Source organism: Salinispora sp. CH2A1_6, from assembly GCF_056820975.1.
Genome location: NZ_JBXEDG010000003.1, coordinates 948,627 through 961,583, shown reverse-complemented (window position 1 = coordinate 961,583; position 12,957 = coordinate 948,627). Strand labels below are relative to the sequence as shown.

Sequence of the window (12,957 nt, the reverse complement as noted above, 5' to 3'; positions counted from 1 at the left end):
GTTAGCCGGGAACCACAGGGTGAAGACGTCCCGCCACAGCTGCTGGACGGTCTGTGGGAACGGACCGGAGGTGGTGAAGACCGCCCACTTGCCGGCGGGTACCGCCATCGCGTCGAGCCCCTCCGGCACGCTCACGCCGGTGACCCGTGACCACACCGTGCCAGTAGTCCAGCTCACCGCCCTCCGCCCGACCCGTCAGCGATCTTGGTGCTGACGTTGACGATGCCCTTTGGTTCCTGGTCGGACAGCGCCGCCATCCGGTTGACTGTCTCCTGGTCGATGCTCCGGACGAACTCAACGATCGCGGGGTTCATCCCCTCGTGCACCAGGGGCACCCGGGTGCGCCGGCCATCAGGCGGAAACATCCTTGTCAACGATTTGGTAATCCATACTGCCACTCCCATCGAGGGTGAGACGGAAGGAGATCCGGGCCAGTTCAGCTACGTCGACCGGCTGGTCGAGTCGCTGCTCGAGGTGCGCCATGACATCGTTGAGCCGCTTCAGCACCCGGACCTCCTTCCCTTGTGCCCACGACGCCAGGGCCCCGCAGGCACCACCAACCCGACAAGCTATGCCAGATTCGATCAGGTCATCCCAGGCTGGGGAAGCTACCCGGCGGCGGCACCACGCGTTGCGGGACCAAGCTCCGGTGCACCGTTCCAGTCGACGAGTTGGACGATGACACCATTCGGGTCGCGGACCTGGAAGGCACGCTCGCCCCACTCCTCGGCGGTCAGGGGCATCGTGATCTTGACACCTTCGGTCTGTAGCCGCGCCAGCTCACCCTCAAGGTCGTCAACCACGAACGCCAGAATCACACCGCCGGCATGGTCGTCACGCTGGTCATCAGGGAGGGTGGCGAGTCCACGCTGCAGGAAGACAACGTGGACACCGGCGTCGTCACGGGTCAGCGAGGCGAACCCGTCCGCGGCCATCTCCTGACGAAACCCGAAGTGCTCGGTCAGGAAGGCGGCAGCGGCGGGGACATCCTCAACATTGAGTGATACGGCAGTGGAGGTGATCTTCATGGAAGAGTCCTTCTCGCGATGATCTGAATACCTCGTACGTCGTACGCTGTACATTGTACAACGTACGGAGAAATTGGGGAGATGACTATGGGTGCACCTGACGTGACCAGCGGCGGAGACCCCGCGCGTACGCTCGCCCTGCTCTGGCGGGAGCCATCGACGGCAGCGCGCCGAGGCCCGCAACGCGGCCTCAACCTCGACGCGGTGATCGAAGCGGCGACCAGCATCACCGACACCGAGGGCCTGACCGGTCTGACCATGCGCCGCGTCGCCCAGGAGCTGCGGGTTTCCCCCATGACCCTCTACACATACGTGCCCGGTAAGGCGGAGCTACTCGACGTGATGCTCGACGCCGCGTACGGCCGGATGTCGCGCGCCGACACCACCGGACAACCCTGGCGGATACGGCTGACCGCCGTGGCCGAGGAGAACCGGGCACTCTTCGATACCCACCCATGGACTGCCACGGTCTCCACGTTGCGGCCCCCACTCGGACCGGGTGCGATCGCCAAGTACGAGCACGAGCTGACCGCCCTGGATGGTTTGGGCCTCGACGACGTCGAGATGGACGACTGCCTGACCCTCCTACTGAGCTTCGTCCAGGCCAACGCCCGCGTCGCCGCCGATGCCCGGGCCACCGCCCGGCTCACCACCATGACCGACAAACAGTGGTGGGCGGCCGCCGGGCCGCTCCTGGCCCGGGTCCTCGACCCCGCGGCCTACCCGCTGGCCACGCGGGTCGGCAGTGCCGCCGGCGCGGCGCACGGCAGCGCCCACGACCCCGCCCACGCCTACGAATTCGGCCTCCGCCGCCTCCTGGACGGACTCGCCACCCTCATCGAACGCACGACATCCGCAGCCGCAGGGAGCTCCTGATCCCACTCGGGAGAGCGGCAACGAGCCGAGCAGCAACTCCAGAACGATCAGCGACTGGTGATGCTCCGAGTGTTCACTCGGCGGGGCGCCGGAGCAGAGTGACGGCGAAGTCGCTCTCCTCCCGCCACGGACGCAGATCCCAGGTGGCGAAACGGTGCTCCCGGCGTAGCCCGGCGGCAGCCGAATCATCGTCGAAAGCCGACAGCGGATAGCCCCGGTCCGTGCCGAAACCGACCGCCACGATGCCGTCGGGACGCAGGTGGGCCGCGATCCGGCGGAGCACGGCGGCCTCAGTGCCCGCAGCGACGAAGGTCATCACATTGCCGGCGACCACAGCGGCGTCGAAAGGTTCCGGCTCGCCGTCAGCGGCCAGATCGAGTTCAGCCAGGTCGGCCACGAGCCAGCGAGGACCGGGATAGGCGGCCCCCGCCGCCTCGACCAAGACGGGATCGGCGTCAACACCCACCACAGTGTGACCTCGCAAGGCCAGCGCGGCCGCGACCCGACCAGTGCCGCAGCCGGCGTCGAGGACCCGAGAACCCGGCGCTACCAGGGCGTCGATCAGCCGGGCCTCGCCGGCGAGGTCCGCCCCCTCCGCCGCCAACCGACGGAAACGGTCGATGTACCACTGGGAGTGCTCGGGGCCGGTTTCGGTCACCCATCGGGTCGGCTTTGCCATGACGACAACCGTATCCCCTGGGACCTTCACCCAGTCCGGCGCGGTCACCGCTGACCCCGGCCCCAACCAGCGGTTTCTCGTCCGTGGCGGGCTTGGTATCCGCCCGGAGACGGCTGTTGGCCGGCACCCGAACCGGGTGCCGGCCAACAGTTTCTTTCCCCCTTGGTTGGGTCAGGTCTGTGGGCGGGGGGTGTGGTGCTGCGGTGGGGTCAGTTGGTCCAGTGCGCGGCGACGAGGTCGGCGGCCTGGGTCTCCCACTGGGCGTAGTGGAACGGGTAGGCCGACACCTGGACCTTCTGGGCGGCTTCGGTCAACGGCAGTTCCTGCCAGCCGTCGACCTGCTTGAGCCCGTTGAGGAAGGCGGTGGTGGAGTACTCGGGGTCGGTGATCTGCTCCACGCTGCCCCAACCGGAGGAGGGGCGCTGCTGGAACAGGCCCTGCGAGTCGTGGTCGTTACGCGCACCCAGGTGACCCAGGTTCTCCAGCTTCGACTCCTGCAAGCTGGTAGCGATCGCCACCACGGCGGCGCGTTCGTCCATGCCGGCCTTCTTCGTGGCCTCGATGATCGCCTTCACATTCGATACCTGCTCGTCGCCCAGGTCGATGCGGGACTGCTTGCCCTGGGTGCCGTGCGGGATCAGCGTGTCCATGTCCGGCTTGTCCACCTGCACGGCAGCGGCGGCGGCGGGGGTGGTGTCGGTGAGGGTGGCCAGGGGGCCGGCGACGACACCGGTGGACAGGGCCAGACCAGCGATACCAAGCACACTACGACGCAGAATCGTGTTCACCATGAGGGTTGCTCCATTCGGGGGTCGACACCCATCACGCACGCCCGAAGGGGGTCAGGCGGCAACAGGGTGCAAGCACCGTCCGGCGCTCAAAACAAAACGAGAAGAAAAGAGAAGGGGGTCGGCTACCGCGGTCCGGGGACACGCACGGCGCCGGGTCCAGATGTAACGACCGGCGGACCGCCACCATTCCGGGGCTCACGCACGCCCGGCATCCGCCATCGGCGGGGCGCTTCCACGGCCGTACGCATGATGTAACGCCCCGACGGCCGCCGAGATTCCACCACCACGGTGCCCCCGACCACACCCCAAACCGGCATAAAGCAGATGGCAATGATGTTCAACCGTTATACAGCTGTAAATTAGCCTATAGCTGACTGTAATCCGTCCGCCCTGGAGATGGGATACAGAGGGCAAGAGTCCAGATATGCCCCGGTAGCGGCGCCGGAACGGGGTGCATCTCCCGCGCCCAGCCATGCAAACAGACCAGGAGGGGACACCCGTTCGGCAACGAACGGGTGTCCCCTCCGGGAATCAACAGACCAAGTCCGCAGAGCCCGACCGGGCTACGCGAGGGCCGCGTAGATCAGGAAATTGGGCCGAACTCGGTTGGGTCATCCCACCCCAGACTGCCTGGCGTCGTCGCGGGGTAGCGCCACACCTGCCCACTCGCCGACGCACCTGCAATCAGGGCGTCCCGCCCGTCCTGATCGGAGCGAATTGAGACGAGTTCGTCGCGTTCGGCCCAACCACCGCTCGCGACCTCAACTCGGTCGTCGAAGCCGCCACCGACCTTGCCCGGATACAACCATAGTTTGCCAGTGTCTTCCTCCACAGCCACCAAGTCGTCGTACGAGTCGTCGTTGAACTGGCCTCGCGCCAGAGCGCCAAGCGTGTTCCAGTTCGCGGTGTCGAGGTCGACGCTCGCCGCCCAGGTGGCATTGCCGTGCCCTGCCCACATGCGCAGTTTGCCGGTATTCCTATCTACAGCTACGAGGTCGTCGTAGGCGTCGTCGTCGAAACGACCAGCGGTGAGCCGCTCGTTTCCATGCCAGCCCCACCCGACAGGATCCGTGCCCTTGTAGCCCCACTCGGTTCCGCTCTCCGTGCCCGGCCATAGCCAAAGGTCGCCGGTGCTAGAGTTGATGGCCAGCAGGTCGTCGTAGCTGTCCGCGTTAAACCGGCCCACCGTCAGATCCCGGAACCCGGTCCAGCCTGTACCCACCTGGATTCGGGGAGCCCACACGCCGGCGCCCGTGCCCGGGTAAAGCCAAAGTCGGCCAGTATCCTTTTCGACGCCGATCAGGTCCGCATACTCGTCGCGGGTGAACTCGCCGGTGACCGCCTCCAACAACCTGTGCGGCTGCAGTGCTGGAACACGCCCGATCGGTGCTACCCGCTCGCCAAGCAGGCCGCCAGCCACAGCGCCGGGGTAAAGCCAGAGCTGGTCGCGTTCGGTGGCGATCAGGTCGTCGTAACCGTCGGGATTTAGCTTGCCGGCTGCGAGCGAACCAAGCGCGCTACCGCCCCCGGCAATCGTGATCGCCTGACCCCAGACTCCACCGCCAGCGGCGCTACCGGGATACATCAGGAGATCACCGGTGCCCCTCGCCAATGCCACGATGTCGTCATAGCCGTCCCGGTTGAAGCGGCCGACGACCAGTTCGGTGAGATTTCCCCAGCGCTTGCCAATCACCGTTGACACACTGAAACCACCAGCGCCGTTGCCCGGCCACATCCGCAGTTCGTTCGTGGAGCGCGCGACCGCTGCGATGTCGTCGTGGCCATCCCGGTTGAACTGGCCAGCGACCAGGTCGGTATTACCTTGCCAACCGCTGCCGACCTGCACCCTCTCTCCGAGCCCTCCGGCACCGTCGCCGGGAAACAGCCAGAGTTTCTCGGTAGCGGTTTCGATGACGAGCAGGTCGTCGTTGGCGTCCCCGCCGAACTGGCCGACAGTAAAGTCGCGGTAGTCGGTCCAGCTGACATCCGATCGGACCTGGATCCGGTCGTCCCAAAACCGGTCGGTGGCGGTCCCAGGATAGAGCCAGAGCTTACCGGTACCCGACTCGACCGCCATCAAATCATCACGGCCGTCTCCCGTAAACTCTCCCGTGACCGTGTTGGTCAATGCATACGGCTGCAGGCGGGTGCTCTCCCGGAACCAGTCGGCTAGATCATCGAGGCGAGTCTGGGTAGCATCGGTCCGGGTTTCGGTCTCACCGAGACAGCCACCTTGCCAACTGGTGTTGTTGATCGCAACGAGTTCGACACCTGACTCGGTCTCACGAAACGCCGGCCCACCACCGTCGCCCTTACAGATCGTTGCTGCGGCTGAGGTGCCGATGACCCCGATTGTCGTTGCTGCCACCTCGGAAACCGTAAAAGTAGCTGAATGTAAACGGTCGGGCACCCACTCGGTCGCAGTGCGACCATATCCGGTAACCCTCAGCGTTTCCTGTGCCAACGGTGCGGCAGTTGACCATTCGACTGGCGTCACATCAGTGACCGGCGCCGACAGCTCAACCAGCAGAACATTGCGGGTTGGATGCGGAACTAGAGTCGTCACTCCGAGGCGGTGGCCCGCGTTGCCGGCGAGATTGGTTCGCCCAACCAGTACGCTGGTCGGACGGCTGGGAACGGCCCCAGCAGGCGCTGACCCTCCTTCGGCAAAACAGGATTTCGCTGTAACGACCCATCGACTGGCAACGAGAGCGCCGGTACAGCTATGTAATTCACCAAAGTTCACCTTGGCCGAAAAGGGATACCCCCCGTCAGGGACCTCTTCTCCGCCGGAGACTGCAGATACAGCACTCCCCGTCAGCACACCAGCGGCCAGCCCGGCCACCAGCATGACGCCAACCCTGACCCGTAAGGATCTACTAAACAATTTCACTCCAAGTTATCCAGCCATCGGCTGGACCATCAATCAATATACAACACCCAAGGATAACCTCCCGCCGAAAAGCGCCCCACCCACGGGGTAAGCTAGGGCAAATCACCCAGAGCCGAAATTTTTATACAATATTAAGATCAGTGGAAATTTGCCTAGATAAACACCCCAGCGCGTTTGCCTCAATCAGTACGTGGAGCTGGCGGTAGCGAATGAGTCGACCGGCACGCCGGATATCAAGTAAAACTAAGCAGGCGCCAGGCTTTCGCTCGCTCCACCCCGGGGCGACGACATGACGCACTGTCAATAACACCATGTTCGCCCGAATTGCCCACTCCTTCAGCACGCTTCGATCAGTGCCATGTACACACAGACACGCAAGCTCAATTAGGGCAGACCTGCCTTCGAGCGCACCCCCATCATGAGCAAAGTCACGTAGATACTCGCTCCCGAAGGAGTCGGAGCTGCGATCTCTTTAGGGCGATGAGCGGCCCGAACCTTAAGGCTGTCAGATGCTGGCCAAAGTTGATCATGAAAGACTATCGACACCCGGAGATAGAACCAGCTCAGAGCCTTGATCAGGTCTCTGAGCTGGTGGGCGACGGACGAGTCGACCTGTACGCCGGATTCTGTGCGCGACGCGAGCCCGAGGGCACGCGCCGGCGGCGGTCATCCATCTCGGCCTGCCGTCACCGGCAGGCTCCAGCGGCCTACCCGCAGACATCGGGCGGGCCGCCCTCGATCGCCTGCGCGGGTTGTCGTCTCAGCAGAAGACGCCCCTTCTTGGCCTTGCTCCGGGTGGGGTTTACCGAGCCACCCCGGTCGCCCGGGGTGCTGGTGGGCTCTTACCCCACCGTTTCACCCTTACCGTCCCCGTCCGGAGACGGCGGTCTGTTTTCTGTGGCACTGTCCCGCGGGTCACCCCGGGTTGCCGTTAGCAACCACCCTGCCCTGTGGAGTCCGGACGTTCCTCGACGGCAGGTCGAAAACCCGCCGACGCGACCGCCCGGTCGACTCGTCCGTCGCGCACTCATCCTAACGACGCTGTCGCCGCACCCATTTCCGCCCCAACCACCACACCTATGCCCTGCACCGGGTACCGCGGGTGAGCGGCTCCCCGGGGCGTATTAGCCTGCCTGAGCATGCACATCGCCGACGCCGCGCTGCTCGTCCCCGCCGGCCTCGCCGCCGGCATGCTCAACGCGGTAGCCGGTGGGGGTTCGCTGATCACCTTCCCGGCGATGATCGCCGCCGGGTTGCCGCCGGTATCGGCGAACGTGAGCAACTCGGTGTCGGCCTTCCCCGGGTACGCGGCGAGCGTCGCGGGCGGTCGCGCGGAGCTGCCGCATGGTCGGGAGCTGTTGGCCCTGCTGCCCACCACCGTCCTCGGCACGGTCGCCGGTACCGTGCTCCTGTTGGCCACGCCGGCCCGGGCGTTCGAGTTGGTCGTACCGTTTCTGGTGCTCGGGGCGACGGCGGTGCTGGCGTTCCAGGGGCCGCTGCGCCGCTTCGTCGGACACCCCCGCGACCGGTCGAGGGGGCACCGTAGCGTCTCGGTGCAGGCCATGGTCGCGCTTGCCGCGGTGTACGGCGGCTACTTCGGCGCGGCGCTGGGAGTGATGTTGGTGGCGGGCCTCGCGCTGATGCTGGACGCGTCGCTGGTCCGGGTCAGCGCCATCAAGAACCTGCTCTCGGCGGTGATCGGGCTCACCACGCTGGTGGTGTTCGCACTGTTCGGGCCGGTGAACTGGCCGGCGGTTGCCGTGGTCGCACCGGCGACACTGGTCGGCGGGTACGCGGGCGCGCGGCTGCTCCCCCGGCTGCCACCGATGGTGCTCAGAACGGTGATCGTGGCGTTCGGGACGGCCATCGGGCTGTACCTGCTCTGGCGGACCAGAAGCTGAATGGACCAGCTGTTGAACGGAACAGCCGACGGCGTGGGCCAGAGGCTGAGGGGGCCAGCAGCCGGGTTGATCAGCTGGACGGGAGGTGGGCGGTGTCGTTGACGGAGCGTACGGCCACTCCGCCGTCCGGCCACAGGTCCACCACGGAGATTCCCGCCGCATCGAGGAACAGCCGATGCAGCAGCGTGTCTCCGCCCCCGAGAGCATCCCGCAGGATCAGTTTGATCGGCGAGACGTGCGAAACCACCACGACGGTCTCCCCCGGGTACGCCTTCCGCAACTCGTCAACCGCCCGCCGGCTGCGTGTGGCGACTTCGGCGAATGACTCCCCGCCGGGCGGGGCGACCGTCGTGGCGGCGAGCCACGCGTCCATTTCTCCGGCCCAACGCTCCCGCACCTCGGCGAAGGTGCGTCCGTCCCAGGCCCCGAAGTCACACTCGACGAGGTCGTTGTTGTCGCGGACCGGCTTTCCCCCGAGCACCGCGGCGATGGCCTCGGCGGTGTCCCGGCACCGGCTCAGTGGGGAGCTGACCACAGCCGCGGCCGCCGGGGCCAGCACGGCCACCCGGTCGGCGGTCGCTTCGGCCTGAGCCCGACCGTGGTCGGAGAGGGGCACGTCGACCCGGCCGGAGTAGCGGCGCTGTTCGGTGTACTCGGTCGCCCCGTGCCGGACGAGAAGCAGCCGGGTCGCGGTGAAGCTGGGCCGCGGCTCCCAGGAGGCGGGGGCGGTGGCCGGGTCGGTGCCGCTGGTTCGGGCGGTGGCGGCGCGGGCCGCGGCTTCGCGGGCCGCTGCCCGGGCGGGCGAGTCGGCGGCGGCCACCGGTCGGGGTTCCTCGGCTGCTCGCTTCGCTGGCCGGGCTGGTGCTCCGGCGGCGGCGTCCATGGCGGCGTTGGCCAGGGCATCGGCGTGTCGGTTGCGGTCCCGTGGAATCCAGGTGAACCGGACGGCGGCGAACGCGCCGACCAGCCCGGCTGCCTGCGCGGCGAGCGGACGCAGACCCGGGTTTTTGATCTGCCATCGGCCGCACATCTGCTCGACCACGAGCTTGGAGTCCAACCGGGCTTCGACCTCGGCGGCCCCCAGCTCGGCGGCGGCCTCCAGGCCGGCGATCAGGCCGCGGTACTCGGCGACGTTGTTGGTGGCGGTACCGATCGCCGCTGAGCGTTCGGCGAGCACCTCGCCGGTGCCAGGGTCGCGGAGCACCGCGCCGTACCCGGCCGGACCGGGGTTCCCCCGAGATCCGCCGTCGGCCTCGACGACGACCACACGCGGCGCCACGACTACAGCCCGGACTCGTTGGTACGGATCATGATCCGGCGACACTCCTCACAGCGCACCACGTCGTCCGGATCCGCCGCGCGGATTCGGGCCCGGTCCGCGCCGGAGAGTTCCAACCGGCACCCGCCGCACCGACCGGCAGTGAGCAGGGCCGCACCGAGTCCGCTCTCCGCCCGAATCTTGTCGTAGAGCGCGACCAGTTCATCGGGAAGGTCGGCGGCGAGGGGCTGGCGGGCGCCGCGCTTGAACTCCTCCTCCTTGGTGATCTCGCTCAGGCTGTCATCGCGGCGCTGCTCGACGGCATCCCGCTTCTCCCGGGCCTCGGTGATCCGCTTCTCGATCCCGGTCAGGACGCCCTGCGCGGTCTCCCGCTGCTCCATCAACTCCAGTTCGGCGTCCTCGAGGTCGCCCTGGCGGCGGTTGAGGGAGGCCAACTCGTGCTGAAGCGCCTCCAACTCCCGGGCCGGGCCGACGCCGGCGGCGAGGCGGTCCTCGTCCTTGCGCTTGCGGGCTCGCACCTGGTCAACGTCCTGTTCCAGCCGGTCGATGTCCCGGTCCAGGTCATCGATGGCCACCTGGGCGCGGGCGCGTTCGTCCTCCAGCGCGGACAGTTCCCGGGCGAGGGCGTCCAGTTCGGCCCGCTCTGGCAGCGTCCGACGGCGGTGAGCCAGTTGGGCGAGGGTGGTGTCGATCCCGGCCAGGTCGAGCAGGCGGCGCTGGACTAACGGTTCAGCCTTCATGGTCGGGCTCCTTGTCGTCCGCCGCGGGCGGGGCGGCATGTACGGTCCATGGGTCAGTCTCCAGGTCGGACACGAGCGTCGCTACGCCCATCGTCTCCCGCAGGGCGGCGGCCAGGTCGTCCAGCCACGGGCGTTCGGTCGCCCAGTGCGCGGCATCGAGCAACGCCGGACCACCGGTCGCCAGGTGCTCACTGGTGGGGTGGTGCCGCAGGTCGGCCGTGAGGTAGGCGTCCACCCCCGCGGTCGTCGCGGCGGCGAGGAAGCTGTCGCCCGATCCGCCGCTGACGGCGAGCGTACGCACCTCGCGTCGCGGGTCGCCGGCGGCGCGTACGCCCCAGGCGGTGGCGGGAAGCACGGCGGCGGCGTGCCGGGTCAGCTCGGCGAGGGTCATCGGCTCAGGGAGCTCGCCGATGCGGCCGATCCCCCGGCCGGCACCGTGTGCGGGTGCGCCGACGGCGGGAGGTGCCAGCGGCCGAAGCCCGGTCAGCCCGAATCGGGCGGCCAGTGCGTCGGAAACGCCGGGTTCGGCGACGTCCGCGTTGGTGTGCGCCACGTACAGCGCGACATCGGACTTGATCAGCTGGTGGACAATCCGCCCCTTATAGGTGGTCGGGGCGACCGACGACACCCCCCGCAGGAACAGCGGATGATGCGCCACGACCAGGTCGGCCCGGGCCTCAATCGCCTCAGCGACCGTCTCCGGCACCACGTCCACCACGCAGAGCACCCGGCGGACCGGCGCGTTCGGGTCGCCGAGGACCAGACCGACGCGGTCCCACTCCTGCGCCCACGCCGGTGGGTAGCGCCGCTCCAACTCGGCCACCACGTCGGCGACCGTCGGCGGGAATTCGGGTGTCCTCACGGCGGGCCAGCTTACCGGCGCGGGTGGGGACAGAACGCGTCGCCACCCAGGCGGACGGTCAGGCGACCCTGGTCGCCGCCGATGGTTCCGGCAACGCGGCCACCACCGCCTCCCAGGGGAAGGCGGTTAGGTGACGCTCACCGGATCCGGGTGGGTGCAGTGGGACGACGTGGTCGCCGAAGAGCACCGTGACGCCCCACTCGGAGAGCCGGCCGAGGGCCGTCTGGAACGCTGGGTGGGCGGCCATCGCCGCGTTGGTGAAGGGGACCGCGACCAGCGGCACCCCGCGGCCCTGCGCCTCCACGAGCAGGCCGAGGGGGAGGGTGTCGGCCATCCCCACCGCCCATTTGGTGACCGTGTTCACCGTGGCCGGGCAGACGATCATCGCGTCCGCCGGCGGCAGGACATCCGGGTCACCCGGGTTCTTGTAGTGGCTTCGGACCGGATAGCCGGTCTGTCGGACCAGCGCCGGCCGGTCAACGAACTGGGCCCCGTCGGGGGTGGTGACGACGCAGACCTCCCACCCGGCCTGCTGGGCCAGTTCGACGAGCCGGCCGACGCGACGGGCCAGCGGCGAACCACAGGCGAGCACGTAGAGAACCCGGCGACCAGCGTCGGTCGGCTGCGACGTGGCCAGCGGAGCGTCCACACTCATATTCCGACTCCCATGTGTTCAGCCAACTCCGCGATCGAGGCGGACGGGGTGCCCCGGGTGCGACGCAGGATGTCGGACATCACCTCGTGGGCGATCGGCCGGCAACGGATCTCGGACGGAGCGAGCCGGTCGCCTTGCAGCAGCATCTCGCCGGCGTTCACCACATCCCCAACCTGTGCGTAGCCCCGGGCGATGTCGAGCAGGTGGTGGGCACGGCGCTCGGGTAGCAGGGCGTTGAACTCCGGCCCGATGCGCTGGTGGACCTCTACTGCTCGGCCGCCGTCGCCAAGCTCTACGGCCGCTGCGGCGCGGTGCAACTCCACGTTGGTGGGCCCGAAGGAGGTCCAGTAGTGGTTCTGGTCGCCACCGAGCAGGGTGGCCGCCTCGTCGGCGCCGCCCAGGAGGTCATCCACTGTGGCGGTGTCACCGATCCGAGAGGCGGCCATCGCCCCCTGGAGCAGCAGCATGCCGTAGACCGACAGCCGATCCGGGGTAGCGTCGTTGTCGCCTCCCGGGGCCAAGCGGTTCGCGATGGCGACGTTGACCTCCAGGGCCGGGAAGGGGCGTCCCATCGCCACCAGGGCGTTACCGACCCGGGCGGTGGCGATGCCGGCCAGCAGCGGATCGTCGGCTCGTTGGGCTACCGCCATCGCCCGATCGGCGGCGAGCCACGCCAGGTCGCACTCCCCCAGCTTGCGCAGGACCGACGAGGCGATCTGGTAGACCTGCCCGAGCAGGTGCGCCGCCTCGCGGTTGTCGTCGCCACCGAAGCCGGCGTCGGCCGCCTGCGCGTCCCGCAGCAGCTTGGGCAACGAGCGAGTCAGCATCCCGTAGCGACCGTACTGATAGGTCAACCAGGCGTGGGTGACGGCCTTGCGCATGTCGGGCAGGGGCGGCGGGTACGGTGCCGCGTCGAAGTAGGCGCTCATCGCGTCGTACCGCTCCAGCGCCGCGCGAATCTCCTGCACCTCGGTCTGGTCGATACAGTTCAGCGCGTCAGACCGCCGTTCCGGGTCCTTGCCGAGCAGTAGCTGCACATCAACCCGGAGGGTGTCGGCGATCTCGTAGATGACGGAAAACTTGTCCAGCCGGCGTACCCCGCGCTCGACCTTGTCCACCCAGCTCTTCGACTTCCCCAGCCGGTCCGCGAAGACCTGCTGGGACATCTTTCGTCGCCCCCGCCAGTAGGCCACCCGACGCCCGATGGGTAGCTCGTCCATGTCCCGTCCCTTCCCACACGTCCACTCCGACCG

At 67.9% G+C, this 12,957-nt stretch carries 13 protein-coding genes, 1 other RNA gene and 1 pseudogene; 2 read left to right on the top strand and 13 right to left on the bottom strand.

What is annotated here, in order from left to right; translation table 11 throughout:
- Positions 1-57 precede the first annotated feature (57 nt).
- The 4 genes and pseudogenes from AC1UKG_RS09490 to AC1UKG_RS09475 all read right to left on the bottom strand — a co-directional run.
- Positions 58-108, bottom strand: a pseudogene (locus AC1UKG_RS09490) (GyrI-like domain-containing protein); the annotation flags it as partial.
- A 65-nt stretch (positions 109-173) separates the two neighbouring features.
- Positions 174-365 carry a hypothetical protein gene (locus AC1UKG_RS09485; protein ID WP_482641673.1) on the bottom strand — a complete coding sequence of 64 codons (192 nt, stop codon included), beginning with the start codon at positions 363-365 and terminating at the stop codon, positions 174-176.
- Positions 352-507 carry a hypothetical protein gene (locus AC1UKG_RS09480; RefSeq protein WP_018813758.1) on the bottom strand — a complete coding sequence of 52 codons (156 nt, stop codon included), beginning with the start codon at positions 505-507 and terminating at the stop codon, positions 352-354. Before AC1UKG_RS09480 ends, AC1UKG_RS09485 begins: the two co-directional genes overlap by 14 nt.
- 101 nt (positions 508-608) lie before the next feature.
- Positions 609-1,028 (bottom strand): VOC family protein, encoded by a 420-nt coding sequence (locus tag AC1UKG_RS09475; protein WP_018742958.1) that lies wholly within the window; start codon positions 1,026-1,028, stop codon positions 609-611.
- Positions 1,029-1,115: 87 nt separating this feature from the next.
- Here AC1UKG_RS09475 and AC1UKG_RS09470 point away from each other — a divergent pair, with 87 nt between their 5' ends.
- Complete coding sequence (locus AC1UKG_RS09470) at positions 1,116-1,904, top strand: TetR/AcrR family transcriptional regulator C-terminal domain-containing protein (protein WP_026271253.1); 789 nt, start codon at positions 1,116-1,118, stop codon at positions 1,902-1,904.
- 73 nt (positions 1,905-1,977) lie between these two features.
- On the opposite strand, the gene AC1UKG_RS09465 is transcribed toward AC1UKG_RS09470, so the two are convergent.
- The 4 genes from AC1UKG_RS09465 to rnpB form a co-directional block, all read right to left on the bottom strand.
- Complete coding sequence (locus AC1UKG_RS09465; protein ID WP_482641674.1) at positions 1,978-2,583, bottom strand: class I SAM-dependent methyltransferase; 606 nt, start codon at positions 2,581-2,583, stop codon at positions 1,978-1,980.
- Between the two features lie 209 nt (positions 2,584-2,792).
- Positions 2,793-3,374 carry a hypothetical protein gene (locus AC1UKG_RS09460; protein ID WP_482643047.1) on the bottom strand — a complete coding sequence of 194 codons (582 nt, stop codon included), beginning with the start codon at positions 3,372-3,374 and terminating at the stop codon, positions 2,793-2,795.
- Positions 3,375-3,957: 583 nt separating this feature from the next.
- Positions 3,958-6,225, bottom strand: coding sequence for a trypsin-like serine protease (locus tag AC1UKG_RS09455; RefSeq protein ID WP_080644725.1), 2,268 nt, complete (start codon positions 6,223-6,225; stop codon positions 3,958-3,960).
- A gap of 641 nt (positions 6,226-6,866) precedes the next feature.
- An RNA gene (gene rnpB, locus AC1UKG_RS09450) (RNase P RNA component class A) lies at positions 6,867-7,282 on the bottom strand.
- 124 nt (positions 7,283-7,406) lie between these two features.
- Between rnpB and AC1UKG_RS09445 the strand changes: the two genes are divergently transcribed.
- Positions 7,407-8,168 carry a sulfite exporter TauE/SafE family protein gene (locus AC1UKG_RS09445; RefSeq protein WP_018744717.1) on the top strand — a complete coding sequence of 254 codons (762 nt, stop codon included), beginning with the start codon at positions 7,407-7,409 and terminating at the stop codon, positions 8,166-8,168.
- A 70-nt stretch (positions 8,169-8,238) separates the two neighbouring features.
- On the opposite strand, the gene AC1UKG_RS09440 is transcribed toward AC1UKG_RS09445, so the two are convergent.
- From AC1UKG_RS09440 to AC1UKG_RS09420, 5 genes are read right to left on the bottom strand one after another with little or no spacing between them, the layout of a single operon-like run.
- Positions 8,239-9,447, bottom strand: a complete 1,209-nt coding sequence (locus tag AC1UKG_RS09440) for a bifunctional RNase H/acid phosphatase (RefSeq protein WP_026271618.1) — start codon at positions 9,445-9,447, stop codon at positions 8,239-8,241.
- 2 nt (positions 9,448-9,449) lie between these two features.
- Complete coding sequence (locus tag AC1UKG_RS09435; protein WP_018744719.1) at positions 9,450-10,187, bottom strand: CT398-like coiled coil hairpin domain-containing protein; 738 nt, start codon at positions 10,185-10,187, stop codon at positions 9,450-9,452.
- Complete coding sequence (locus AC1UKG_RS09430) at positions 10,177-11,049, bottom strand: Nif3-like dinuclear metal center hexameric protein (RefSeq protein ID WP_033669356.1); 873 nt, start codon at positions 11,047-11,049, stop codon at positions 10,177-10,179. Before AC1UKG_RS09430 ends, AC1UKG_RS09435 begins: the two co-directional genes overlap by 11 nt.
- 58 nt (positions 11,050-11,107) lie before the next feature.
- The gene (locus tag AC1UKG_RS09425; RefSeq protein ID WP_482642751.1) at positions 11,108-11,704 is read right to left on the bottom strand and encodes a flavoprotein; all 597 of its coding nucleotides are present in this window, start codon (positions 11,702-11,704) and stop codon (positions 11,108-11,110) included.
- The gene (locus tag AC1UKG_RS09420; protein WP_018739162.1) at positions 11,701-12,924 is read right to left on the bottom strand and encodes a helix-turn-helix domain-containing protein; all 1,224 of its coding nucleotides are present in this window, start codon (positions 12,922-12,924) and stop codon (positions 11,701-11,703) included. Before AC1UKG_RS09420 ends, AC1UKG_RS09425 begins: the two co-directional genes overlap by 4 nt.
- Between the last annotated feature and the right edge of the window lie 33 nt (positions 12,925-12,957).

Bases quoted from the DNA above. Each gene is read 5' to 3' on its own strand.
- AC1UKG_RS09485 (WP_482641673.1), bottom strand. From the start codon at position 365: ATGTTTCCGCCTGATGGCCGGCGCACCCGGGTGCCCCTGGTGCACGAG.
- AC1UKG_RS09475 (WP_018742958.1), bottom strand. From the start codon at position 1,028: ATGAAGATCACCTCCACTGCCGTATCACTCAATGTTGAGGATGTCCCC.
- AC1UKG_RS09470 (WP_026271253.1), top strand. From the start codon at position 1,116: ATGGGTGCACCTGACGTGACCAGCGGCGGAGACCCCGCGCGTACGCTC.
- AC1UKG_RS09465 (WP_482641674.1), bottom strand. From the start codon at position 2,583: ATGGCAAAGCCGACCCGATGGGTGACCGAAACCGGCCCCGAGCACTCC.
- AC1UKG_RS09460 (WP_482643047.1), bottom strand. From the start codon at position 3,374: ATGGTGAACACGATTCTGCGTCGTAGTGTGCTTGGTATCGCTGGTCTG.
- AC1UKG_RS09455 (WP_080644725.1), bottom strand. From the start codon at position 6,225: ATGCTGGTGGCCGGGCTGGCCGCTGGTGTGCTGACGGGGAGTGCTGTA.
- AC1UKG_RS09445 (WP_018744717.1), top strand. From the start codon at position 7,407: ATGCACATCGCCGACGCCGCGCTGCTCGTCCCCGCCGGCCTCGCCGCC.
- AC1UKG_RS09435 (WP_018744719.1), bottom strand. From the start codon at position 10,187: ATGAAGGCTGAACCGTTAGTCCAGCGCCGCCTGCTCGACCTGGCCGGG.
- AC1UKG_RS09425 (WP_482642751.1), bottom strand. From the start codon at position 11,704: ATGAGTGTGGACGCTCCGCTGGCCACGTCGCAGCCGACCGACGCTGGT.
- AC1UKG_RS09420 (WP_018739162.1), bottom strand. From the start codon at position 12,924: ATGGACGAGCTACCCATCGGGCGTCGGGTGGCCTACTGGCGGGGGCGA.